The sequence below is a fragment of the Geobacillus sp. C56-T3 genome (genome assembly GCF_000092445.1).
Lineage (GTDB): Bacteria > Bacillota > Bacilli > Bacillales > Anoxybacillaceae > Geobacillus > Geobacillus thermoleovorans.
Genome location: NC_014206.1, coordinates 2,746,570 through 2,769,899, shown reverse-complemented (window position 1 = coordinate 2,769,899; position 23,330 = coordinate 2,746,570). Strand labels below are relative to the sequence as shown.

General features: G+C 51.9%; 19 protein-coding genes and 2 pseudogenes. 13 read left to right on the top strand and 8 right to left on the bottom strand.

Annotated elements, in window-relative coordinates:
* Positions 1-83: 83 nt before the first annotated feature.
* Positions 84-341, top strand: a pseudogene (locus GC56T3_RS20025) (RNA polymerase subunit sigma); the annotation flags it as partial.
* A gap of 95 nt (positions 342-436) precedes the next feature.
* On the opposite strand, the pseudogene tnpB reads toward GC56T3_RS20025, so the two are convergent.
* Both tnpB and GC56T3_RS13645 read right to left on the bottom strand, forming a co-directional pair.
* A pseudogene (gene tnpB / locus GC56T3_RS13650) lies at positions 437-1,547 on the bottom strand (IS200/IS605 family element RNA-guided endonuclease TnpB).
* 348 nt (positions 1,548-1,895) lie between these two features.
* Entirely contained in the window at positions 1,896-2,096 is a 201-nt protein-coding gene (locus GC56T3_RS13645; protein WP_013145987.1) for an alpha/beta-type small acid-soluble spore protein, read from the bottom strand.
* A 179-nt stretch (positions 2,097-2,275) separates the two neighbouring features.
* Here GC56T3_RS13645 and GC56T3_RS13640 point away from each other — a divergent pair, with 179 nt between their 5' ends.
* From GC56T3_RS13640 to GC56T3_RS19710, 9 genes are all read left to right on the top strand, one after another.
* Positions 2,276-3,292, top strand: a complete 1,017-nt coding sequence (locus tag GC56T3_RS13640) for a LacI family DNA-binding transcriptional regulator (RefSeq protein ID WP_013145986.1) — start codon at positions 2,276-2,278, stop codon at positions 3,290-3,292.
* 194 nt (positions 3,293-3,486) lie between these two features.
* Positions 3,487-5,586 carry an amylo-alpha-1,6-glucosidase gene (locus GC56T3_RS13635; RefSeq protein WP_013145985.1) on the top strand — a complete coding sequence of 700 codons (2,100 nt, stop codon included), beginning with the start codon at positions 3,487-3,489 and terminating at the stop codon, positions 5,584-5,586.
* A gap of 64 nt (positions 5,587-5,650) precedes the next feature.
* On the top strand, positions 5,651-6,919 hold the full coding sequence (locus tag GC56T3_RS13630) for an ABC transporter substrate-binding protein (RefSeq protein WP_013145984.1): 1,269 nt from the start codon (positions 5,651-5,653) through the stop codon (positions 6,917-6,919).
* A gap of 134 nt (positions 6,920-7,053) precedes the next feature.
* The gene (locus GC56T3_RS13625) at positions 7,054-7,953 is read left to right on the top strand and encodes a carbohydrate ABC transporter permease (RefSeq protein ID WP_013145983.1); all 900 of its coding nucleotides are present in this window, start codon (positions 7,054-7,056) and stop codon (positions 7,951-7,953) included.
* A 14-nt stretch (positions 7,954-7,967) separates the two neighbouring features.
* Positions 7,968-8,795 (top strand): carbohydrate ABC transporter permease, encoded by an 828-nt coding sequence (locus GC56T3_RS13620; protein ID WP_013145982.1) that lies wholly within the window; start codon positions 7,968-7,970, stop codon positions 8,793-8,795.
* 168 nt (positions 8,796-8,963) lie between these two features.
* Positions 8,964-10,208, top strand: a complete 1,245-nt coding sequence (locus GC56T3_RS13615; protein WP_013145981.1) for an MFS transporter — start codon at positions 8,964-8,966, stop codon at positions 10,206-10,208.
* Positions 10,209-10,439: 231 nt separating this feature from the next.
* A complete protein-coding gene (locus tag GC56T3_RS19720) occupies positions 10,440-10,595 on the top strand; it encodes a hypothetical protein (RefSeq protein ID WP_013145979.1) in 156 nt (51 codons plus the stop codon).
* On the top strand, positions 10,592-10,759 hold the full coding sequence (locus tag GC56T3_RS19715) for a hypothetical protein (protein ID WP_011230441.1): 168 nt from the start codon (positions 10,592-10,594) through the stop codon (positions 10,757-10,759). The genes GC56T3_RS19720 and GC56T3_RS19715 overlap by 4 nt, the downstream gene beginning before the upstream one ends.
* Positions 10,752-10,904 carry a hypothetical protein gene (locus GC56T3_RS19710; protein ID WP_013145978.1) on the top strand — a complete coding sequence of 51 codons (153 nt, stop codon included), beginning with the start codon at positions 10,752-10,754 and terminating at the stop codon, positions 10,902-10,904. Before GC56T3_RS19715 ends, GC56T3_RS19710 begins: the two co-directional genes overlap by 8 nt.
* A gap of 79 nt (positions 10,905-10,983) precedes the next feature.
* Here the strand turns inward: GC56T3_RS19710 and GC56T3_RS13600 are convergent, their stop codons facing one another.
* Positions 10,984-12,756, bottom strand: coding sequence for a B12-binding domain-containing radical SAM protein (locus GC56T3_RS13600; RefSeq protein WP_013145977.1), 1,773 nt, complete (start codon positions 12,754-12,756; stop codon positions 10,984-10,986).
* A gap of 264 nt (positions 12,757-13,020) precedes the next feature.
* On the opposite strand from GC56T3_RS13600, the gene GC56T3_RS13595 reads away from it, so the two are divergent.
* From GC56T3_RS13595 to GC56T3_RS13585, 3 genes are all read left to right on the top strand, one after another.
* Complete coding sequence (locus GC56T3_RS13595; RefSeq protein WP_011230445.1) at positions 13,021-15,237, top strand: PAS domain-containing sensor histidine kinase; 2,217 nt, start codon at positions 13,021-13,023, stop codon at positions 15,235-15,237.
* Positions 15,227-15,745 (top strand): methylated-DNA--[protein]-cysteine S-methyltransferase, encoded by a 519-nt coding sequence (locus tag GC56T3_RS13590; protein WP_013145976.1) that lies wholly within the window; start codon positions 15,227-15,229, stop codon positions 15,743-15,745. Before GC56T3_RS13595 ends, GC56T3_RS13590 begins: the two co-directional genes overlap by 11 nt.
* 85 nt (positions 15,746-15,830) lie before the next feature.
* Complete coding sequence (locus GC56T3_RS13585) at positions 15,831-16,886, top strand: RNA-guided endonuclease TnpB family protein (protein WP_041468519.1); 1,056 nt, start codon at positions 15,831-15,833, stop codon at positions 16,884-16,886.
* Positions 16,887-17,204: 318 nt separating this feature from the next.
* On the opposite strand, the gene GC56T3_RS13580 is transcribed toward GC56T3_RS13585, so the two are convergent.
* The 5 genes from GC56T3_RS13580 to mtnK form a co-directional block, all read right to left on the bottom strand.
* Positions 17,205-18,218, bottom strand: coding sequence for an ABC transporter permease (locus GC56T3_RS13580; RefSeq protein WP_013145975.1), 1,014 nt, complete (start codon positions 18,216-18,218; stop codon positions 17,205-17,207).
* The gene (locus GC56T3_RS13575; protein ID WP_013145974.1) at positions 18,160-19,710 is read right to left on the bottom strand and encodes a sugar ABC transporter ATP-binding protein; all 1,551 of its coding nucleotides are present in this window, start codon (positions 19,708-19,710) and stop codon (positions 18,160-18,162) included. Before GC56T3_RS13575 ends, GC56T3_RS13580 begins: the two co-directional genes overlap by 59 nt.
* A complete protein-coding gene (locus GC56T3_RS13570) occupies positions 19,707-20,867 on the bottom strand; it encodes a sugar ABC transporter substrate-binding protein (RefSeq protein ID WP_011230449.1) in 1,161 nt (386 codons plus the stop codon). The genes GC56T3_RS13575 and GC56T3_RS13570 overlap by 4 nt, the downstream gene beginning before the upstream one ends.
* Positions 20,854-21,921: an S-methyl-5-thioribose-1-phosphate isomerase gene (gene mtnA / locus GC56T3_RS13565; RefSeq protein ID WP_013145973.1), complete on the bottom strand. Its 1,068-nt coding sequence runs from the start codon at positions 21,919-21,921 to the stop codon at positions 20,854-20,856. Before mtnA ends, GC56T3_RS13570 begins: the two co-directional genes overlap by 14 nt.
* An 81-nt stretch (positions 21,922-22,002) precedes the next feature.
* Positions 22,003-23,193 (bottom strand): S-methyl-5-thioribose kinase, encoded by a 1,191-nt coding sequence (mtnK, locus tag GC56T3_RS13560; protein ID WP_013145972.1) that lies wholly within the window; start codon positions 23,191-23,193, stop codon positions 22,003-22,005.
* Positions 23,194-23,330: the final 137 nt, after the last annotated feature.

The following is a 23,330-nucleotide window of genomic DNA, read 5'->3' as shown; positions in this document are numbered from 1 at the left end:
AAAAAGGGGCTGTCCCAATGGGGAAACAGCCCCTTTTTCCATTTCGTCAAACTTTTCGGCAACACCGCGTTTCACCACTTTTTCATTTTCACGATTTAGTCGAACAATTGCCAAAACATAAAGACGCCCGCCTCAATGCCATTCGCGTCGCCGAGTTGCTTGTGGCGAACGAGGAATGGCTCGCCCTGTTGTTTCGAAAAAAGCAGCTGCCAATCAAACAGCTGGAAACGATGGCGTTGGTCAGCCGCAAGACGATTGAGAGAAATAGAAAATACATTATTGCGGTCGCGGTTATTTTGGCAGGCGATTACATTTACCTAAAGGACTATTTGAACGCTCTCCCGCCCGTATTTCGAGATGGGAGATTCTTGGGAACACCCGCCCCACGGCAGGCTGTCGACCAAGCCATCCCCGTGCGTCCCACGGTTGTGCTGTCTTACAACGACAGCAAACGAAGCCCTTCATTCAGGATATTCCAAGCGGCGTTGTGGTCCCGGTCATGTTCGGCCCCGCAGCTCGGGCACACCCACTCGCGGATGCCGAGCGACTTCACCTCAACCTGCCGGTGCCCGCAGCACGAGCACAATTGACTCGAGGGAAACGTGTACGCAACACGAACCACCGTCCGCCCGTACCATGTCGCTTTATACTCAAGCATGTTGAGAAAACGCCCCCACGCGGAATCAGAAATGGATTTGGCCAGCTTGCGGTTCTTTTGCATGTTCCTAACACGCAAGTCCTCCACGCACACCACTTGGTTTTCGCGGATGAGGCGGGTGGACAGTTTGTGCAGGAAATCGTTCCGGCAGTTGGCGATTTTTTCATGAAGCTTGGCCACTTTCAAACGGGCTTTCTCCCAGTTCGAACCGCCCGGCTTCCGACGAGCCATCACCCGCTGCCAGTAGGCGAGCTTTTCTTCATACCGGCGCCAATACCGGGGGTGTTCGATCTTTCGCCTGTGGAAAGCACCACGATCTGTTTCAACCCCAAATCGACGCCCACTTTCTTGTCGGTTTGGGCAATGGGGGAATGTCCGTTTCCACGAGGATGGAGACGAAATACTTCCCTGTTCGATTGCGACGAATGGTGGCCGAGAGGATGCGGCCTTGAACCTCACGGCTTTTGGCGAACTTCACCCATCCGAGCTTGGGAAGCTTCAAGCGATGGCCGTCCACTTCGATCGTGGGTCGTCCGTTCTTGGGATAGTTGCACTGAGCGGTGTACGATTGGTTCGGATGTTTTTTGCTTTTGAAGCGGGGAGCGTTCGCCGTTCCCTCGAAGAACCGGTCAAACGCCTCGGCCAGCTGTTGCAACGCGTTTTGCAAGGCGGTCGAATCGGGAGTCTTCAGCCACGGGATCGTTTGTTTCAATGCCGTCAGCTTTTTGGAACATTCGTTGTAGCCGAGCCCTCTTCCGGTGGTTTCATACGCCTCATTCCACTCGGCCAAAAAGTGGTTGTACACAAATCGGCAGCACCCGATCGTTTGGTTGATGAGCTTCGCTTGTGTTGAGGTGGGATACAACCGAAAGCGGTAGGCTCTATGCATGATCTTCCCTCCTACATACAGGAACGTGTGTTCTATCACTATCCATTTTACACCTTCTGTTCTGTGGAAGCAAGAGGAAGAGCGACGGCAAATCCCAATTCATCCCCCACTTACGCTCACGCATGGAAGTGGGGACTTCTCGGTTCATGGTGATAAAAGGGGTGCTTTCATTGTGAAAAAGGGAATTGTGCTGGAGTTAGGTGAAGAGTTCGTCACGGTATTGACGCCGGAAGGGGAATTTCTTCGATGTGAAAAAAGAAAAAGAAAGATCGCCGCCCAGCCGACGCCCACCGCCATTCGAAAGCGATGGATGCCAAAACGAAAAAAGCCGAGTGATTCCGCTCGGCTTTATTCCGTTTTTCGGCCTGCCAGTTCGCTTTGCGCTTGGGCGACAAGCCGTTTCGTAATTTCTCCGCCGACGGAGCCGTTGGCGCGGGAAACCGTGCCAGCCCCGAGCTGTACGCCAAACTCTTGGGCGATTTCGTATTTGATTTGTTCCAACGCTTGTTCGATGCCTGGAACAAGCAGTTTGTTGCTTGAACGAGCCATATGAAATTCCTCCTTGATGGTTTTTTTGATGAGGTATGATTAGTATGGACGATCTAACAAAGAGATATGGTTGGGAATTAAAGGAGGAATTTTTCATTAAAAAAAAGATTGCAAACGTTTTCGGTTATTGTTTATAATGAAAACGAGCAGATGACCGAAAACGTTTTGGAGGAATGGCAGTGACAACCATTAAAGATATTGCCAAGGCAGCGGGAGTTTCGATTACGACGGTTTCACGCGCGCTGAACGGCTATTCCGATGTGAATGAAAAAACGAGACAAAAAATCATGGATATCGCGAAGCAGTTGAACTACAGCCCCAATACACTGGCGCGCGGGCTTGTCATGAATAAATCGAAGACGATCGGGCTGCTCGTTTCTGGATTAACAAGGGAAAGTGCCAAGGATAATTTTACCTTTGAGGTGCTGGCCGGCGTCAATGAGTATGTCAGTGAAGTCGATTATGATATGGTGCTGTTCAGCACGACATCGACCAAGCAAAGAGAAAAAACGTATACACAGCTTTGTCGGGAGCGGCGCGTCGATGGGGCGATTTTGCAAGGGATTCGTACGGATGACCCGTATTTGCATGAGGTCGTGGAAAGCGAAATTCCATGTGTCCTGATTGATATTCCCATCGAGTCCAAAACCGTTGGCTATGTGACAACGGACAATGTGCTCGGTGCGAAAAAAGCGGTGCGTCATTTAATTGAGCTCGGGCATAAACGGATCGCGATGATCAATGGATATGAATACGCATTTGTGAGCGAACAGCGGGTGAAAGGATTCAAGGAGGCGTTGATTGAAGCAGGTTTGCCCGTACGCGAATATTGGATTGCCAATGGAGCGTTCCGCGAAGAAATCTCGGAGCGGGAGGCATTGAGGTTGCTTCAGCAATATCCAGAAATTACGGCTTTCTTTTGTGCAAGCGATTTAATGGCGCTAGGTGTCATCAAGGCAGTAAAACAGCTTGGAAAGCGGGTTCCGGACGATGTGGCCGTGATTGGCTACGATGACATTATTTTAGCGTCCTATTCATCGCCTGCACTCTCCACCATCGCCCAAGACAAATTTGCTATGGGATATGAGGCCGCCAAGCTGTTGATTGATATGCTGGAAGGCAACGCTCAGTCCCATGTCAAGATTCTGGAAACAGAACTGAAAATACGGGGGTCGACGGTGAAAAAAGATGGATGAGGGCTTTTTTCACCGCCCTGAGCCAGTTTCAGTTATGATCCAAAACGTTTCGGATTGTTGTGGTGTCATGAAGACAGATTTTTTTGAATCATGAATGAAAACGTTTTGGAATTCGCTTGTAAAGCATAATTGACGCAGAAAAGACATCGTGCTGTTGAGCCGATGATGACAACCTAGAATCAGGGGGAAGCAACATGGATTATCGAGTGATTAAAGAAAACGATGTGTTTTTATTGACGGATCAAGACGGGAATATCCCTGAACATCATCCGTACGGATTAGGGCTGTATACAAAAGACACCCGTTTTTTGAGCAAATGGAGTTTGCGCATCAATGGGGAAGAACCCGTGCTGCTGGCGTCTGATGCGGCACAAAATTATGTCGCTACCATTTTATTGACAAACCCTCATATTGAACGGGACGGAGAGCTGATTTTGTGGCGCGAATCCGTCGAAATTGAGCGCAAACGATTTATTTATGCGGGTGTGCTCTATGAAACCATTAAGCTGAAAAATTATCATCCCAAGCCGGTGCAATTGGAAATCAGCGTGCACATGGATGCCGATTTTGCCGATATGTTTATCGTTCGCGGCTTTCAGACAGGAGAGGTGGGAAAGCGGACAGGCCAGACCATTGGAAAACGTTCGCTCACGTTCCATTACGAGGGAGCCGACGGAGTGGAACGGGCAACGAAGGTCAGCTGGGATCGAGAGGAGAAAACCGTTAAGGAACATGGAGAAATTGTTTTTGACTTTGCGCTCGACCGGGCGGAAGAGCAGACGGTTACGTTGATGGTCGAACCAATCATCGGCAAAACAGGCAGAGTGGAGGTCATTCCGCCTGAACAGGCGCTTCAACGATTGCAAGAATCCTATCAGCGTTGGGAAAGGGAAACAGCGAACGTCATCACGGACGAACGACAGTTTGAGCGTTTAGTCCGCCGGGGCATTGGGGATTTGCGGGTGCTGCTTACGGATCTTGGCTGTGGGCCATTTCCGGTGGCCGGACTTCCGTGGTTTGGCGTTCCCTTCGGCCGGGACAGTTTGATTGCGGCCTTGCAGCTGCTCCCGTTCAACCATGAAATAGCCAAAGGCACGTTGTTGACAATGGCCCGCTATCAGGGAACGAAAGTAGACCCGTGGCGCGATGAACAGCCTGGAAAAATCATGCATGAAATCCGATTCGGTGAGTTGGCCAATACGAATCAAATTCCGTTTACCCCTTATTACGGAACGATCGATGCGACGCCGCTCTTTTTAGTTCTGTTGGTGGAGTATGTCAAATGGACCGGCAACTTCGATCTCGTCCGGCAGCTTCGACTAAACATTGATGCGGCGCTCCATTGGATTGACCGGTATGGCGACCGCGACGGCGATTTATTTGTCGAGTATTTCCAGGAATCGAGCAAGGGGATTGCCAATCAGGGATGGAAAGATTCAGGCGATTCGATTGTGCACGAAAACGGCGAGTATGCCCGCGCGCCGATCGCCCTTGTTGAAGTCCAAGGCTACGTTTATCACGCCAAAATGGGGCTTGCCGACATTTTCGAACAGCTTCAGGAAGTGGAAAAAGCAGAAGCGCTTCGAACGCAGGCGGAAGCTTTGAAAAAGCGCTTTGAAGAACAGTTTTGGATGGAAGATCGGAAATTTTATGCTCTTGCGTTAGATGAAAACAAAGCCCCTGTCAGAACGATTACATCGAACCCAGGTCATGTGCTGTTTTCAGGAATGCTCGAAAGAAGGCGGGCGGATGCCGTCATTGACACCCTTCTTTCGGAAAAAATGTTTTCGGGTTACGGCATCCGGACGATGGGCGAAGGAGAAGCGGGATATAACCCGATGAGCTATCATAATGGAAGCATTTGGCCGCATGACAACAGCCTCATTTTGCTTGGCTTAAGCAAACTGGGGCGGCGGCGCGAGGCAAAGACGGTCATTGAAGGACTCATGGAAGCATCGATGCATTTTGAGTATGATCGCTTGCCGGAGTTGTTTTGCGGCTACAGCCGGTCAGAGGGAAAACCGGTCCGCTATCCTGTCGCCTGCTCGCCGCAAGCATGGGCGGCTGGGACGCCATTGGTGTTTGTCCAAGCGCTGTTAGGCTTGTTCCCTAATGCCATCGAGCAAAGCATTTCTTTATCACCGACTTTACTTGATTCCATGAATATGCTGAAAGTCGAGAATATCGCGATTGGCTCCGGGCGCTTATCACTGACGGTGATGCGTGAACATCAAGGCTGCCGTGTTCATATTGACGAAAACACGACAGGCTGGGACCTCATCATTCAACCATAACAAGGAAAGGTCTTCCTTTCCTTGTTATATAAAATATTTCATTGATAAAAAAAGGGAGGTTTTGATGGAGATGAAAAAATGGCTGGCAACAGTTGGCGCAGCATCAGTGCTGTTCGGCAGCCTTTTGGCTGGCTGCAGCGGAGGAGAGAAAGCGGAGCAAACGAATGGGGGAGGCAAAGCAGGAGAAAAAGTAGAAGTGACGTTGGCTGGCTGGGGCGGCAATCCAACTGAACAAAAGTTGTTGAAACAAACACTGGATGATTTTGAAAAAAAATATCCCAATATTAAGGTCAAGTATGAAGTCATTGCCGACCAGTATATGGATGTCATCAAAACCCGTTTAGCGGGTGGGCAAGGGCCGGATGTGTTTTACCTTGATGCATTTGAAGCCCCAGCTCTGATTGAAACAGGGGCGCTTGAGCCGCTTGACAAATATGTAACGGACGATTTTGACATTAACGATTTTGAAAAGCCGATGCTTGATGCGTTTAAAGGGAAAGACGGGAAAATTTACGGATTCCCGAAAGACTATTCGACGCTAGCACTGTTTTACAATAAAAAGATGTTCGAAGAAGCAGGCGTTGAAGTCCCAAAAACTTGGGATGAACTGCGGGAAGTGGCGAAAAAGCTGACAAAAGGGAAGCAAGTATACGGATTTGGCGTTGCACCGGAACTGGCTCGCTTATACTACATTGCTGAATCCAAAGGCGGCAAAGTTGTGACGGATAATAAAGCGAGCTTCGCCGATCCGAAAGTCGTCGAGGCGCTCCAGCCGATCGTTGATATGCACTTAAAAGATAAGTCGGCGGCCCAACCCAATGAAGTTGGGGCCACATGGGGCGGCGAGATGTTCGGGCAAGGCAAAGCCGCTATGGTGATTGAAGGGAACTGGGCGATTCCATTTTTACAAGACACGTTCCCGAATTTAGAATTCGGTACAGCGGAAGTTCCAATGATCAATGGCAAAAAGGCGACGATGGCGTACACAGTGGCTTATGTCATGAACAAAGACTCGAAAAAGAAAGAAGCGGCTTGGGAGCTCATCTCGTATTTGACTGGCAAAGAAGGCATGAAAACATGGACGAGCAAGGGGTATGCTTTGCCGACGCGGAAATCGGTCGCTGCTGAATTGGGATTTGACAAAGATCCGTTGCGGGCGCCATTAGTCGCTGGAGCATCGTATGCAACTGTATGGCAAAACGGAACGAACTTGCCGATTATTATGAACAACTTCAATAACCAATTTGTCAGCGCTTTCCTCGGTGAACGTCCGCTTGCTGAGGCATTGAAAGAAGCGCAAAAAACGGCGAATAGCGAAATCGAGAGCAAATAAGGCGAATCAGCCCCTGGCAGATGGGGCATGCTCTGCCAGGGAGCTGTTCCTTTCTTTCTAACCGCAGCTGTTTTCGGCTGCGTTAGAAAGAGAGGAATAGCGATTTTCGATTCTCGGCAAGGAGAGGGAATAAGATGAAAAGAATGTCAACGAAGCGAATGTGGCGCGAAGCGGGGGCAAGCTACCTGTTTTTGTCTCCTACTTTATTTGTGCTGCTTCTTTTTATTATCGGCCCGATTTTGTTTGCGATTTTTCTGGCCTTTCACAAAGTGCAATTGTTGGGTACGACTTCGTTTGAGTTCGTCGGGTTGGACAATTTCAAGCGCATGGCCGATGATACTCGGGCCAAAATCGCGTTATGGAACACGCTGAAATATGTCGTCATTGTCGTTCCCTGCCAGACCATTTTAGCGCTTGTATTAGCGGCGACATTAAATGCAGGGCTCAAGGGACAAAAGTTTTTCCGCATTGTGTACTTTTTGCCGACGTTGACGTCCTCGGCCGTGCTGACGCTCATTTTCATGTGGATGTACAACCAAAATGGACTTATCAATCACGTATTGAAAGCGGTTGGTTTGCCGACATATAACTGGATCGGCGATCCCGATGTAGCATTGAATGCCATTATGATCATGAACATTTGGGCGACAGCACCGTATTTTATGGTCATTTATCTCGCCGCGCTGCAAGATGTCCCTGATTCATTGTATGAAGCAGCGGAGCTGGACGGAGCCAGCGCCTGGCAAAAGTTTTGGCATATAACCGTTCCCTATTTGCGGCCGGTGACCTCATTTGTCGTGATCATGGGGCTGATTGGGACATTCCAGCTGTTTGACCAATCGTATATTTTCTCGGGTGGTTCCGGCGGTCCGAACAACTCGACGTTGACGGTTGTGCTTTTGATTTACCAATATGCATTTAAAACATTAGGGACAATGGGATATGCCGCTGCGCTTGCATTTGCGTTAGCGCTTTTGATTTTCATCGCGACATTGTTGCAACGGAAGTTGTCAAAAGAAGAGTCTCTTTATTAAGGGGATGAACATGGATGAAAAAGAAAATGGGCATTGGAAAGTTTCTGCTGTATGCGATCTTGATCACATATGCCGTGATTACGATGATTCCGTTTTTATGGGCGCTGTCCTCGTCGTTTAAGACACTTGAAGAAATTGTGAGCGGAACCATGTCCTTTATTCCGAAAAAGTTTACGCTTGATAATTATAAGCAGATTTTTGTCGAACAGGAGCTATTTCCGCGCTGGCTGCTAAACAGTGTCGTGGTTGCGGGAACTGTGACAGTGCTGAATTTATTGTTCAACTCTATGGCTGGCTATGCGTTGGCCCGACTGCAATTTCCCGGCAGAAAACCGCTGTTTTTGATCATTTTGGCTGTCTTGATGATTCCAGCGCAAGTGACGATGATTCCAAACTATTTGATTTTGAAACAGCTCGGCTGGCTGAACTCGTATCAAGGGATGATCGTGCCGACGATGGTGAACGCTACGTTTATTTTCATGATGCGGCAGTTTTTTATCAACTTCCCGAAAGAATTGGAAGAGGCCGCGGAGCTTGACGGCCTCGGGCGGTTCGGGATCTTTTTCCGAATCGTATTGCCGCTTGCCCGTCCGGCTCTGGCGGCTCAAGCCATTTTCGTCTTCATGGGTTCGTGGAACGATTTCATGCGCCCGCTCATTACTTTGTCCGATCCGCAGCTGTTTACGCTGCCGCTTGGCCTCAACAGCTTCAAAGGACAGTACATCAGCTATTGGAACTACATTATGGCGGCATCCATGGTGTTTACGCTGCCGGTGTTGGTCATTTACGCCTTTTTCAACCGCTACTTTATCAAAGGAATTTCGTTCACAGGCGGGAAATAATAGGTGTTTTGCACGGTAGTTTATCGATCATATCAAGAAGAAGAGGCTGTTCGCCAAACGGGGGGTTGTCCTCCTTTGGCGGCAGCCTTTTTTCGTGCGGCATATCCGTGAAAAAAACGCGCATCATATAGGTGGAAATATCGACTTCACAGGAAAGGGACCGAGGCGATGGAATGGACGGTGCAGCTGCCAAAACCGGCAGGGAGGCAGGCCGGTCGGGGGTGGGCGGTCGCTGCGCTTGCCTCGATTCCGCTTGTCATGACGCTGGGCAATTCGATGCTCATCCCGGTGCTGCCGGCGATGGAACGGCATCTCGGCATCACGCCGCTGCAGTCGAGCCTGCTGATCACGATGTATTCCGTTGTGGCGATTTTGTTCATTCCGCTGGCCGGATATATAAGCGACCGCATCGGGAGAAAAATGGTCATCATTCCAAGCCTGTTGCTGGCGGCCGCGGGAGGGGGGCTGGCGGGATGGGCTGCTTGGCGGGTGAGCGACCCGTACGGCTGGATGATCGCCGGGCGCATGCTGCAAGGGCTCGGGGCGGCAGGGGCGTTTCCGATCGTTTTGCCGCTTGTTGGTGATTTGTTTCCGGATGATGATGAGGCGAGCCGCTGGTTGGGAGTGGTTGAAACGGCGAATACGTTTGGCAAAGTGTTGAGCCCGATTCTCGGGGCGATGCTGGCCGGGATTGTTTGGTTTTTGCCGTTTTTTTCGTTTCCCGTCTTTTGTCTGCTGTCAGCGGCACTGATGATTTGGTCCGTCCAAGCGTCAGTGCGGCGGGAGCAGCCGCAGCCGTTTCGGGATTTTGCCGCAGCGGTGGCGGCAATTTTCCGCCGCGAAGGGCGCTGGCTTGTTGGTGTTTTTATGATCGGTGGTTTATTGATGCTCGTGTTATTTGCCTTTTTGTTTTTTCTTTCCAACCGTCTTGAAGACGTTTATCGCATTGACGGAATCAAGAAAGGATGGATGCTCGCCATCCCGCTCGGAGCGCTCTGCCTCGCCTCATTTGCCGCTGGGAAAGCGATTGGCGGCCGGAAAAAACGGATGAAATGGGGAGCGGTCGCCGGTTGCCTCTTGTCAGCTGCATCGTTGGCCATCATTTCGTTTCATCCGTCTCTCTCTGTTTGGATGGCGTTGTTTTCGGCTGCCGGCATCGGCATTGGCGCCGCGCTTCCATGCTTGGATGCGCTGATTACGGAAGGAATTGAGAGAAGCGAGCGTGGGACGGTGACGTCATTTTACAGTTCACTTCGATTTATCGGCATGGCCGCCGGGCCGCCGCTGGCGGCATGGCTGATGAAAAATGGTGCAAGTTGGCTTCTTTTGGTGCTCAGCGCACTAGCACTGATCGCCGGTAGCATGGCTGTTTGGCTCATTCATCCAGAACATGCTCAAAGAGAAAAGCTGTGAGAAAAGCTGTCATGAAGGGAAATATGGGACAGTGGGGCGTTTTCAATTTCCCTCTTTCTTGCCGAATGAAAGCCTCTGGATCAGATGATGACAGACGGGAGATGTACCGGCTATGGAGACGCGTGAACTACTCCCGCTTCGCTTTGCTTGAAGTGGGAGTCTTCTTTCGGAACTATGATAAAACGCACCTGAACGAGGCATGATAAGAAAAAATGCGAAAGGAGGATGGGTGTGGCCAACGTCGCATTTCCAGTCGCTCGTCTTCATGACGGGGCGCTTCGCCAGCTCCAGCAACTCGAACAGCGGCTGCGTGAAGAAACAGGAGAAGAAATTGTGCTTGTCGCTTATGAGCGGAAAACGGTTGATGAGGAGGAGACGAAACGATGATGAAGCGAAAAGTGAAATTTGATGCAGCGAAAAACAACAATAAAACGCCAACGGAAAGTTTGCCGGATACCGAATTTGCGGCACAATATGCCGGCGAGGAGGACATGATCCGCGGTGCGAACCGCAATTCGAAAAAAGGGAGACAAGGAGGCGGCGATGGGTAAAGAGCATAAGGAGCGGCCCGCTCGAACGAATGAAGAAATGGCGTTTGAATGGGGCGATTTCGCTCGTGATCAGCCGTTTTGGCTGATCGAGGAGCAAAAGCAAGCAAAGGAGAAGGAGACAAAACAAAAAGAGCCGCCGCGGTGAGGCCGCCGTTTTGATGGGATTGGATCGGTGGGTGGACAAAGAAGAGCGCTGGAAACAGCGCTCTTTTTCGCTTGGGCGTTCAAGCCGATGCGGATGACGCAAACAGGGTGGAAAGCGGTGCAGAAAAGACTGTAGCTCCTGTGCCAGACGGGTCGAAATAGGCGACGATGGCCGTTGGCGCAAACGAGAGCTGCTTCGCGGCGATATAGCGGCCGACATCGACCGGCACGATTTCAACGACCGTATGTTTAAACAATTCCTTTTCCCCGAGCCCGAGGGCGGCAAAGTCCTCCCCAAGCGCCTCGGGGCGCTCAAGCAGCGCGCGGTAGACGGTCGTGCGCGTCGTTTTCTCCGTTTTTTCTTCCCACCACGGCTTGCGCGGTTTGTATTTTTGGTTGCGCAAGTAGTCGTATTTCATGAGCGATTCGGCGACAGGCAGGGCCTCTGGCGTACACGTACGTAAAAACTCATGCAGGCGGCGGAATAAATCCTCAAGCTGATGGCCAATGCGCGCCCAGCCGCGCTCATCCCAATACGTGCCAAATTGCTGGAAAAAGTCAAACGGCGATGGGAACACATCGGTCACCAAGTACTCGATCGTTTCGTCCATTCGATGGGCGTTCCAATACTTTTCGAGCACGTCTTCCACTTGCTTGATGCGGATGACGTCATCAAACGACAAGACGTTGTTGGCGAGCACTTCGTATGGCGCATGGTCCATATACACATAGCCGTACTCCTCGGCGCGCAGGCGCAACCCAGTGCCGCGCAGCAGTTTCAAAAAGCCAAGCTGCAGTTCTTCCGGGCGAAGGGCGAACACGTCGTTAAACGTCTTTCGGAACGAGTTGTAGTCTTCTTCGGGCAGACCGGCGATCAAATCCAAATGCTGGGCGATTTTCCCGCCTTCTTTAATCATCGTCACCGTTCGCGAAAGTTTTGCGAAGTTTTGCTTGCGCATAATGAGACGGTTCACTTCGTCGTTTGTCGACTGGACGCCGATTTCAAAGCGGAACAGCCCGGGCGGCGCCTCCTTGTTTAAAAACTCGATGACCTCCGGGCGCATAATGTCGGCGGTAATTTCAAACTGAAATACCGTTCCCGGTACATGTTCGTCAATTAAAAAGCGAAACATGTCCATTGCATAGCTGCGGCTGATGTTGAACGTCCGGTCGACGAACTTGATCGTCCGCGCTCCGTGCTTCATTAAATAGCGCAAATCATCCTTGATTTTTTCACGGTCAAAATAGCGGACACCTACTTCAATCGAGGACAGGCAAAATTGGCAGCTGAACGGGCAGCCGCGGCTTGTCTCCACATAGATGATCCGGTTCGGAAGATGTGGGATGTCTTCCGGAAAGCGAAACGGCGACGGCATATCAGCAAGGCGGAGCTTGTTCCGTTGTGGATTCATGACGATGCGGTCTCCATCGCGAAACGCCAGCCCTGCGACATCTGCCACTTCTTTGCGGCCTTCTAAGGCAAAGAGCAGCTGTTTAAACGTTTCTTCCCCTTCACCGATGACGATAAAATCCAATTCCGGCACCCGCTCCATCCATTCACGCACATCGTACGACACTTCCGGTCCGCCGGCGACGATGACAATATTCGGCGCTGCTTTTTTCAACAGCTTGACGACTTTGATCGTTTCTTCAATGTTCCAAATGTAGCAGCTGAAGCCGATGACATCCGGACGGCGTTGGTACAAATCTGTCACAATGTTCAGCACCGGGTCTTTGATCGTATACTCAACAAGCTTGACGTCAAATTCGGGCTGAGCGTATGCTTTTAAATAGCGGATGGCTAAATTCATATGAATGTATTTGGCGTTCAATGTCGCACAGACGATGTTCATCGCAACAAAACCCCTTTGTCTATAATATAGCAGCAAAACTCCTTTGTCTATAATTTATAGATGCAATTGGAAGCTTTCATTTGGCTTTAAGCGAGGGGGGAGAGTTGACTATCATGCAGTTTAGCCAAATGAAAAAGCAGAAAAACTTGTCGAACATTGTGGAAAAGAATTTTAAAAAATCTTCGTAAATCAAGGGAGGAGTAAATTTTTCCACATCGAATATATATTTCGTTGAATGGTTTGAATAGACAAGGAGAGATGGATATGGCCCAAAGCCTTTCTCCTCGGGAAGAACAAAATGCATCGCCGGATGTGCGGTCGCTTGAAGAGGAAAATCGGCGGTTAAAAGAGCGGTTGAACAGTTATTCGATCATTTTTGAGCGGTCGCTCGATGCGATCGTGATTTTAAATAAAAACGGTGAATTTGTCGATGTGAACGAAGCGGCGTGCAAGCTGTTTGAGATGGATAAGTTTTCGTTGATCGGCCATTCGTTTTCTTCGTTCCTCGAACTTGTGCCGCCCGATATTTTGCTGTTTCAGCGCTCGATGCTGCAAAAGTTTGGTTCGTTCAGCGATGAACTGCTCATCAAACTGCCGGACGGCAAAGTGAAGCATGTGGAATTTTCGATGAAAAAGGATGTGTTCGACGAATTTGACCTTGTCATGATGCGCGACATCTCAGCCCATAAGGCGCTTGAGCGCGAACGCATCATTCATGAGTTTTTGTTTCGCGACGTATTCAACCGCGCCGTTGACGGCATCGTCATTTTCGATGAATTTGGGCGGTTTATCGATGTCAATCCGGCGTTTTCGATGAGCTTGAACTTGGAAAAAGGAAAACTGCTCAATTTGTCGTTTCAGCAGTTCGTCGCCCGCGAATGCGCCAATGAGTTCGCTCGGCTGCTCGCGGAAGTGAAAGAAAAGGGAACGGCCAAAGGCGAGTTGTCGCTTGTCCGCCCGGACGGAACGGTGAAAATGTTTGAGCTGACGGCGACTTCCAACGTCTATAGCGGGTTTTACATGGCCATTATGCGCGATGTGACAGAAAGAAAAAATATGGAAATCAAGTTGCAAAAAAGCGAAGAACGGTTCCGGGCTATTTTCGAACAAGCGCATGAGGCGATCCTCATTTGGGACGATTTTGGCTACATATTGAACGCCAATCCGGCGGCGAGCCGGACGTTTGAGCTGCCCTTGAATTTGCTTGTGCGCCGCAATTTGTTTGATTTTGTCGACTATGGGGACGAAAAGGTGAAACGCATTTTCAGCGAGTTCCGGCGCAAAGGGGAAATCCGTGACGAGCTGACGTTTCATATGCCGAACGGTGAGGATAAGCAGCTCGAGTTCACAATGAAAAAAGGAGCGATCGACGGGTACCACTTGACGATTTTCCGCAATGTGAGCGAGCGGCGGAAAATCGAGCGCGAGCTGCGCGAAAGCGAGCAAAAGTTCCGGAGCATTTTCGATCATGCGATGGATGGTATTTTGCTTTGGGATGCCAAGCATCGGATCATCGACGCCAATCCGGTTGTCTGCGGCATTTTTTCCGTCGAAAAGGAGGCGCTGCTTGGCCGAATGGTGGTCGAGCTCGTTCCGGAGCGGGCGCGCCGCCAGCTCAATAAGCTGCTTCAACAATGCCAACGCACCGGCGAAGCGAGCGGCGAGGTCGAATTTTTCGACGAGGGAAAAGGGAGAATTATTGAGTTTTCACTGAAAAAGGAAGTGATTCCCGGCGTCGGGATGATGATGCTGCGCGATGTGACCGAGCGCAAGGAGATGGAGCTGCAGCTGCGCAAGTCGGATACGCTCAACGTCGTCGGGGAATTGGCCGCCGGCATCGCCCATGAAATCCGCAATCCGATGACGGCGCTAAAGGGTTTCATTCAGCTGTTGCAAGGAAGCATTGACGGCGACTATTCGATGTATTTTAATGTCATTATGTCGGAATTGAAACGGATTGAGTCGATCATCACCGAGTTTCTGGTCCTGGCGAAGCCCCAGGCGGTGCAGTACAAACAAAATGATATCTGCAAAATTATGCAAGACACGATCGATTTGATCAGCGCCCAAGCGATGATGCACAACGTGCAAATCATCGCCGACTTCGAGCGCGGGCTGCCGCCGGTGTATTGCGAGCCGAATCAGTTGAAGCAAGTGTTCATCAATATTTTGAAAAACGCCATCGAAGTGATGCCAAAAGGCGGGGACATTACGGTGCGCATCACCCGCGCCGGGTGCTATGTGCGCATCTCCATCACCGACCAAGGATGCGGCATTCCAAAAGATAAAATCAAAAAGCTTGGCGAGCCGTTTTATACGACGAAAGAACGCGGCACCGGCCTCGGCTTGATGGTCAGCTATAAAATCATAGAAGAGCACCAAGGGAAAATTGAAGTGGAAAGCGAAGTCGGCGTCGGCACGACGTTCCATATCACGTTGCCGATCGAACGAATGGAAAGAGAGGACGACGATGACGATTGAATATGCAGTATACCGCTCAGAGCTGCTCGGCGACATTTACGTCGCCTCCGACGGCGACGCGATTGTCAAAGTCGAGCTGTTTCCAGAAGAATGGCGCGCGTTCGCCGGCGAACATCCGGCTGTCAAAAGCTGGTCGCCGCTTCTTGAACGCGCGCTTAGGCAGCTGGATGAGTATTTCCACGGTCGACGCCAAGCATTTGACTTGCCGCTGAAGTGGAAGGGAACAGCCTTCCAAGAAGAGGTGTGGGCGGCGCTTTGCCGCATCCCATACGGCGAGACGGCGACATACGCTGACATCGCCGCGCAAATCGGCCGCCCGAAAGCGGTGCGCGCCGTCGGCCAGGCAAACCGGGCGAATGAACTGTCGATTCTCGTTCCGTGCCACCGTGTTGTCGGCAAAAACGGCGCTCTCATTGGCTATGCCGGAAGCCGCACCGATGTGAAGGCGAAGCTGTTGGAGCTTGAGCGCCGCTTACAGACCCGCGAGCGAGAAAGCCCACTCCTTTAGGGGTGGGATGAAAGCGAGTCGCTTTCTTCATATTGAATGATCCTGAAAAAATGGCATCCTGTAATCGCCACAAGGAGGTGAATCCATGCCGACCATCACACTAAAGCTGGAGCTGCACAACCCAACGAAAGTCAAACAAGACATGTATGAACGGATGACAGAAGTGAATACAGCGTTTGCGAATTGGCTGTTGAATCATCCCGAACTGAATCAAGCAACGAGCAAAATTTTTAAGGAGTTTTCGTCGCAGCGGTTTCCTTCCGCCGTCGTGAATCAAACGATTCGAGAAGTGAAGTCCCAAAAGAAAAACCAGAAAACAAAGAAGTTTCGAACATTCTGGTGTTGCTTTAACAATCAAAACGTGAAGGTGGAAAAGAAAGGAGCGTTCTACACGGTTTCCTTCCCTACACTGGAGAAGAGAATTGGCGTGCCGGTCGTCACGCGCCCCTATCAAGAAGCATGGCTGAATCGGCTGATCAATGGAACCGCCAAACAAGGGGCAGCCAAGCTCTACAAAAAGCGAAAGAAATGGTACTTGGCGATCGCGATCACCTTTGAAGTCAAGCCGCGGCACGAAACAAAGGTGATGGGGGTTGACCTTGGGCTTCGCTATATCGCCGTGGCCAGCGTGGGAACGAAATCGTTGTTTTTCAAAGGGAACCAATGCGCCTTCATTCGTCGACGATATGCGGCTTTGCGGCGAACGTTGGGCAAAGCGAAGAAGCTCCAGATGATTCGCAAAATCGGCCGTAAAGAATCCCGTTGGATGAAGGATGTCAACCACAAAATCAGCCGTCAAATCGTGAATGTTGCGCTCGCCAACGGTGTTGGCGTGATTCGGATGGAAGCGTTGACAGGGATTCGCAAGCGGGCAAAATCGGCCAAAGAAGCAGGACGAAGCCTTCATGCTTGGGCGTTCCACCAACTGCAAACGATGATTGCCTATAAAGCGGAAATGGCGGGCATTCGGGTGGAGTGGGTGAAGCCGACCTACACGAGCCAAACGTGTAAATGCGGACATCGGGAAAAGGGAAATCGTAATGGCATCCACTTTCAGTGTAAACAATGCGGATACACCCTCCACGCCGACTTGAATGGCGCGATCAACATCGCCAAAGCGATTTCGGGCTTTGTCGCCTAACCTAGCGCACTGGTCACAGGTGCGCCGCCCATTGGGGTACATCGTAACCCGATGGGACAGGGTGATGACACACCCCTGAAGCTTTTGCGTTGTCTGAACCAGAAATGGATGAGGACGCGAACGACCCAAGAATCCCACGCCCTTTAGGCGTGTGGAGTGTCAAGTAGATGACGCTCTTGCGTTCGTGGAACAGGCAAAGAGTTTGGAAGGCGTTGTATGCGGATGCTGCAATGAAGCAGGCGGAAAAAGAGGCTGACGGCTTGCCTAGAAAAACGCGTCTGCCCCAGTGGCGACATCCACGGGGGCAGAGATCGGGCGTTATTTTTTTTGCCAATGCGACAAGGCGAGGGCGCCGACTAAAATGGCGCCTTTTATAATGTCTTGGGCGTAATACGGAACGTTCATCATCGTCAAGCCGTTCAGCAACACGCCCATTAAAATCGAGCCGAACAATGTGCCGATGACGTTCGGCTTGCCGGCGCCAAAGACGGAAAAGCCGATGTAAGCGGCGGCGACGCTGTCCATTAAAAGAGAGGCGCCGGCCGACACTTGCCCGGTGCCGATGCGCGAGGCAAGGACGATGCCGCCTAAGGCCGCAAAAAACCCGCTGATGACGTATGCATATGTCCGATAGCGGTTGACCGGGATGCCTGAGAGCCTTGCCGCCTCGCGGTTTTCCCCGGTCAAATAAAAGAGGCGGCCGGGTTTCGTGTACGTTAAAAACAGATGAGCGGCAATGACGACAAACAGCATAAGCAAGACAGAAAACGGTACGCCGAACAGCTCTCCCTGGCCGATAAACAAAAAGGAAGGAATGAATTTGCCCGGCGCCGTGCCGCCATCGGGCAGCGGCATGTCGTTGTAGATCGAAAACCCTTTCGTATAGGTGAGCTGCACGCCGTTAATGGCGTACATCGTCGCCAACGTCGCGAGCAAATCGGGCAATTTGAATTTGACGATCAACAACGAGTTCAAGAGCCCGACAGCAATGCCGAGCAACAGCGGCACGAGCAGGGTGATGAAAATTTCTTGGCGGTACAGGACGAGCGCCGCTGCGCTCGCGATCGTCGCTAGGCTCACCGTCGAGCCGACAGACAAATCGAAGCCATCGACGATGAGCGAAAACGTAATGCCGATTGCCACGAGCGTCACGATCGAAATGGACCGCAAAATGTCACTGAAGTTTTCATACGTAAAAAATCGGTCTTGCGTGATGCCGAAGTAGGCGATAACGGCAAGAATGGCCAGCAAGGTGCCGTGTTTATACAACCATTCAAGAATGGACGGCGCCGTTTTTTTCGACGGCGCTGTGGAAACAGCCGGCTGGTTCATGGATCTCACCTCCGCTGCAATAGTAAACAAGCTGTTCATACGTCAGTTCAGCGGCCGGCAGGCGGGCGAGCAGCCGGCCGTCGACCATCACGTAGATGGTGTCGCAAATGTCAAGCAGCTCTTGAAATTCGCTGGAAAAGTACAGCACCGTTTTTCCTTCATCGGCAAGGGAGCGGATGATGGCAAACACGTCCTGCTTCGCATGGACGTCGATCCCTTTGGTCGGTTCGTCAAACAAAAAGACGCGTGCGTTTGTGTTGAGCCATTTGCCGATGACGACTTTTTGCTGGTTGCCGCCACTTAAGTGGCGGACGGCCGTGGCGCTTGACGGCGGATGAACACCTAGCGAGCGGACGAGCCCGTCGGCTTCAGCCGCTTCTTTCGCCCGGCTGATCCATTGCCAGCGCGACAGGCGGGAAAGAAGGCGGACGGTCAAGTTCGTTTTCACTGACTCGGGCAAAAACAACCCTTGTTTGCGCCGTTCTTCCGGGATGAGGCAAAGGCCGGCGTCGATGGCTTCATAAGGCGATGAGAACACATAGCGTCTGCCATCAATTTCCCACTCGCCGGATGTGTTCCGGTGGGCGATGAGGCTTTCGGCAAGCTCCGTCTTGCCGGCGCCGACGAGGCCAGCGATGCCGACGATTTCGCCGCGGTGGGCGTATAGGTCGACTGTTGTCCCGGTTTTGTCGATCAACATTCCGCGGGCGGCAAACGCGATGTCGCTTCTGTATGTGCGTGCTTGTTTCGCGGCGGCGGTCCGCTTCGTTCCAGTCATATGAAGGATGATGTCCTCAAGCGGCAGGCTGCGGGCGCCTCCGTGATAGACGACGCGGCCGTCGCGCAAAATCGTCAGCCGGTCGGCGATCTCCTGAACTTCTTTCAGCTTATGAGAGATGTAAATAAAGCCGACGCCTTGCTGCTTCAGTTCATTGATGATGGCAAACAGACGCCTTGTTTCCGCCTCGCTTAAGGCGGCCGTCGGTTCGTCTAGGATGATATAGCGCGCGTTGGATGACAGCACTTTGGCGAGCACAATCAGCTGCTTTTCATGGAGCGAGCAGTCGCGAGCCAATTTCGTCGGCGGCAACGACAGGCCGACGCGGCGAAGCAGGGCGGCGGCCCGCTCTTTTTCTTGACGCAGCGAGCGAATCGGCCGTTGCTTCACATGGACGAACTCGTCCGCCGCTACATTTTCGTAAATCGGCAAGCCGGGAAAGAGCGCTGTGTCAACTTCTTGAACGACGAGGCCGATGCCGGCTTGTTTTGCTTCGCGCGGCGATGAAAACGTGTATATCGTACCGTCGATCGTGATCGTACCAGCGTCAGGCGGAATGGCGCCGGCCAAAATGTTCATGAGCGTGCTTTTGCCGGCGCCGTTCATGCCTAAAAGGGCGTGGACTTCGCCAGGACGAACGTCGAAGTCCACGCCGTCAAGCACGCGCACGGCGCCAAACGATTTTTCAATGCCCCGCATTGACAACCCGTTCATTTTTTGTTCACCTGGGCTTCCAACGTTTTCATCCACGGCGAGATGGCGACATTGGATTGCCCCCAGCCCGGAATGTATTGCGAAAGCTCATTCATCGACACTTGTTTGTCCGGAAGATCGGACCGTTTCACTAAATGCGGCTCAAGCGAGTAAATGTTCGGCGTTTTTTCTCCGGCGATTTTTTGATACGCGAACCGCACTTGGACGCGGCCGACTTCGGCTGGGTCGGTCGCCGTTGTCGCCACCCATGGGCTGTTTGGTTTTTGGATCATTTGCAAGTCTTCATCGCTCAAATCGATGCCATACACTTTAATTTCCGTGCGCCCGGCTTGCTCGATGGCGCGCGTCGCCCCTTTGGCGAACTCGTCCCAAGTTGCGAAGACAGCGTCAATGTCGCCTTTGTTCGGGTATTTTTTCAAAATCGCTTCCATTTGCGTTTGTGTGTCCAAAGCTGTGTTGGCGCTCGCCGTGCCGAACTTGGCGATTTCTTTAATGTTCGGATAGCGTTTTTTGAACGCGTCATAAATGACATGGCGGCGTTCCATCGGGGTAAAGCCGCCGACCCAAATCGTGACGATGTTGCCTTCCCCGTTTAAGTCTTCTGCGAGCGTTTTTAATGTTTTCCAGGCGAGGCTGTAGTCGTCTTGGTCGATGACGGTGACGCCGGGAATGTTCAAATCGTTGTCAAACGCTACAACTGGAATGCCTTTGGCGACGGCTTTTTTCACCGGGCCTTCGAGCGCATCGGCGCGGCCGTGATCAAGCAAAATGGCGTCCACATTTTGTGTAATGGCCGTCTCAACGTACGATGCCATTTTGGTTAAATCGTTGTCGGCGTTGTAAATTTGCACCTCGCCGCCGAATTTTTGCACTTGTTCTTTGACGCCGGCGATGTATTGCGATGAGAACGTGCCGATGGACAGTTGCATAATGGCGGCGATTTTCACCGGCTTTTTCAACTTTTCGGGAATGGCCGCTTGCTCGTCGCTTGTTGCCGTCGAGTGGCTGGATGTCGTTTCCGTTTTGTTGTTCGTGGTCTTGGCTCCGTTGGCTGGCTTGGAGCTCACGGCATCTTGCTCGTGTGTGCAGCCAGCCAAGATGGAGAACACGGCAAAGAAAAGAAGAAAAAGGGAAGATAAGGCCTTAAATCGTTTCATGTTGCTCCTCCTTTGTGAATAATGATGGCAGCGTTGCGTTGTAATTGCCGCGAATGATGCCTTTTTCGGTAATGATCGCGGTAATGAGTTCGTTTGGCGTTACGTCAAACGCCGGATTGTATACGTTGACGCCTTCCGGGGCGATGCGCACGCCGGCGATGTGGGTCACTTCATCCGGATGGCGTTCTTCGATCGGGATGTCCGCACCTGTTTTCGTCGTCAAATCGATCGTGGACAGCGGCGCGGCGACATAAAACGGAATGTCAAACGACTTTGCGAGCAGGGCGAGGCCGAACGTACCGATTTTGTTCGCCGTATCGCCGTTTCGCGCGATCCGGTCGGCGCCGACGATGATGGCACTGATCTGTTTCGCTTTGATCGTTTGCGCTGCCATGTTGTCGGTGATGAGCGTCACATCAACGCCCGCTTGCATCAGTTCCCAAGCGGTCAGGCGCGCCCCTTGCAAAACGGGACGTGTCTCAAGGGCGTAAACGGATAGCTCGATTCCTTTTTCTTTCGCCAAATAAAACGGGGCGAGCGCCGTTCCGTAGCGGGCGGTGGCGATCGAGCCGGCGTTGCAGATCGTCATCACCCGATCGCCCGGACGAAAGAGCGACAACGCGTATTCGCCGATGCGGCGGCACACATCCTCATCTTCCACTTGAATGCGGATCGCCTCATGGATGAGCGCCGTTTTTGCCTCGTTGACGGAAAGGGCGTCGGCCGCAGCGGTGACGAGCCGATCGAGCGCCCAAAACAAGTTGACGGCGGTCGGCCGGACACTGGCTAGGTAGTCACGATCTCGTTTCAAGCGGCGGCGGAATTCATCGAGCGATTTGGTGTCATAGCCCAGTGCGGCAAGCGCCAGGCCATAGGCGGCGGTGATGCCGATCGCCGGCGCGCCGCGCACTTTCAGCGTGGCAATCGCCTCATAGACGTCTTCCAGAGTGTGCAAGTCGATATATTCGATGATGGATGGAAGCTTTTGCTGGTTTAAAATCGTCACATGCGTCTCGCGCCATTCAACGGAGCGTGGGATGGCAAAGGTGCTCATCGCCATCTTCCTTTCTCTTTTTTTCGTTTGTCCGGGTCAGCGCCGCGCAGCTTGCGTCGAGACCCGGACGATTGTATGGCATTATTGTTCCGTTTCGGCAAACAGGCGGCGGAAGTCTTCCGTTCCGGTGAACACGCGGCGCTCAATGATCAAGCGGCGGCCGAGACGGAGGGCATGCCGTTTGGCAACAAGCCGTTCATCTTTGTGCTCGATGCCGTCAAGGTCCGCCACATGGGCGAGGCCGATCGTCCGGCGGATGACTTCGCAGCCGGCAAAGCCGACGGCGTCGATGAACGCGTGCCGGAGCACGTCCTCGAGCAAGCCCGGCGTCGCGGCGTACGTTTCCACGCTCTCGGTGCGCCAAAGGTTTGAGAACACGGACGCAAAGACGTCCCATGTCCGGTCAATGTGGTCAAAGAGCGGTTGGCGCTCTAATTCAGAGCGGGACAACGCATTTAACAGCAAATTGGCGAAAAATTGGCCAAGGTCAAACCCGATCGGACCGTAAAAGGCGAATTCCGGGTCGATCACTTTCGTTTCGTCGGCGCTTACGAAAATGCTGCCGGTATGCAAATCGCCATGCAAGAGCACATCGGCTTCGGTTAAAAACTTGCGCTTCAGCTTTGCTGCTTCTAGGTGCAAGCGGTCATCGCGCCAAAGCGCTTCAACGTCTGGGCGCAATTCGTTTTCAAAGTTGTTCGTTTCGTGGTCAAAAAACGGGTCGGTGAAGACGAGGTCTTCGGTAATTTTGCACAGTTCGGGATTGACGAAGCTTTGCGCCAATTTCTTTTTCTCTTGCTGGTTCATGCCGAAGTCAGACGTATAAAACGCCGTTTTGGCGACAAACTCGCCGATATGCTGGGACAAAAGCGGATACGTTTTCCCTTCGATCAGCCCTTTGCGGGCGATTTGCAAACGGGATAAGTCTTCCATCACCGTAATGGCGAGCGATTCGTCAGAATAGTAGACTTTCGGCACGTATTGCGGCACGTAGCTCGCAAACGTGCGCAGCGCGTTGCTTTCAATGACAGCGCGCTTTAACGTGAGCGGCCAGCTTTCGCCGACCACTTTGGCGTACGGCAACGCTTGTTTGATGATGACGCCTTGTTTCGTTTCTTGATCGACGATATGAAAAACAAGGTTCAAGTTCCCGTCGCCGATCTCGCGGCATGCAAGAGGCGCCCCGTCGCGGAATAAGCCGAGGCGGACAGCGAGAGATACCGCCTTCGGTTCGGTCAGCGGTTCGTAAACCGATGTTTGAACAGTGGTCATTGCCTTGTTCCCCCTTTTTTCATTTCGCTCGTTTTCAAATGCCGGTTCTGACGCGCGCTAAAACTCGGCGTTTCCGGCAAATGAAAAAGCCTCTTTCGCATACGGAAAGAGGCTTGAAGATTCATTCGTTCTTCGCG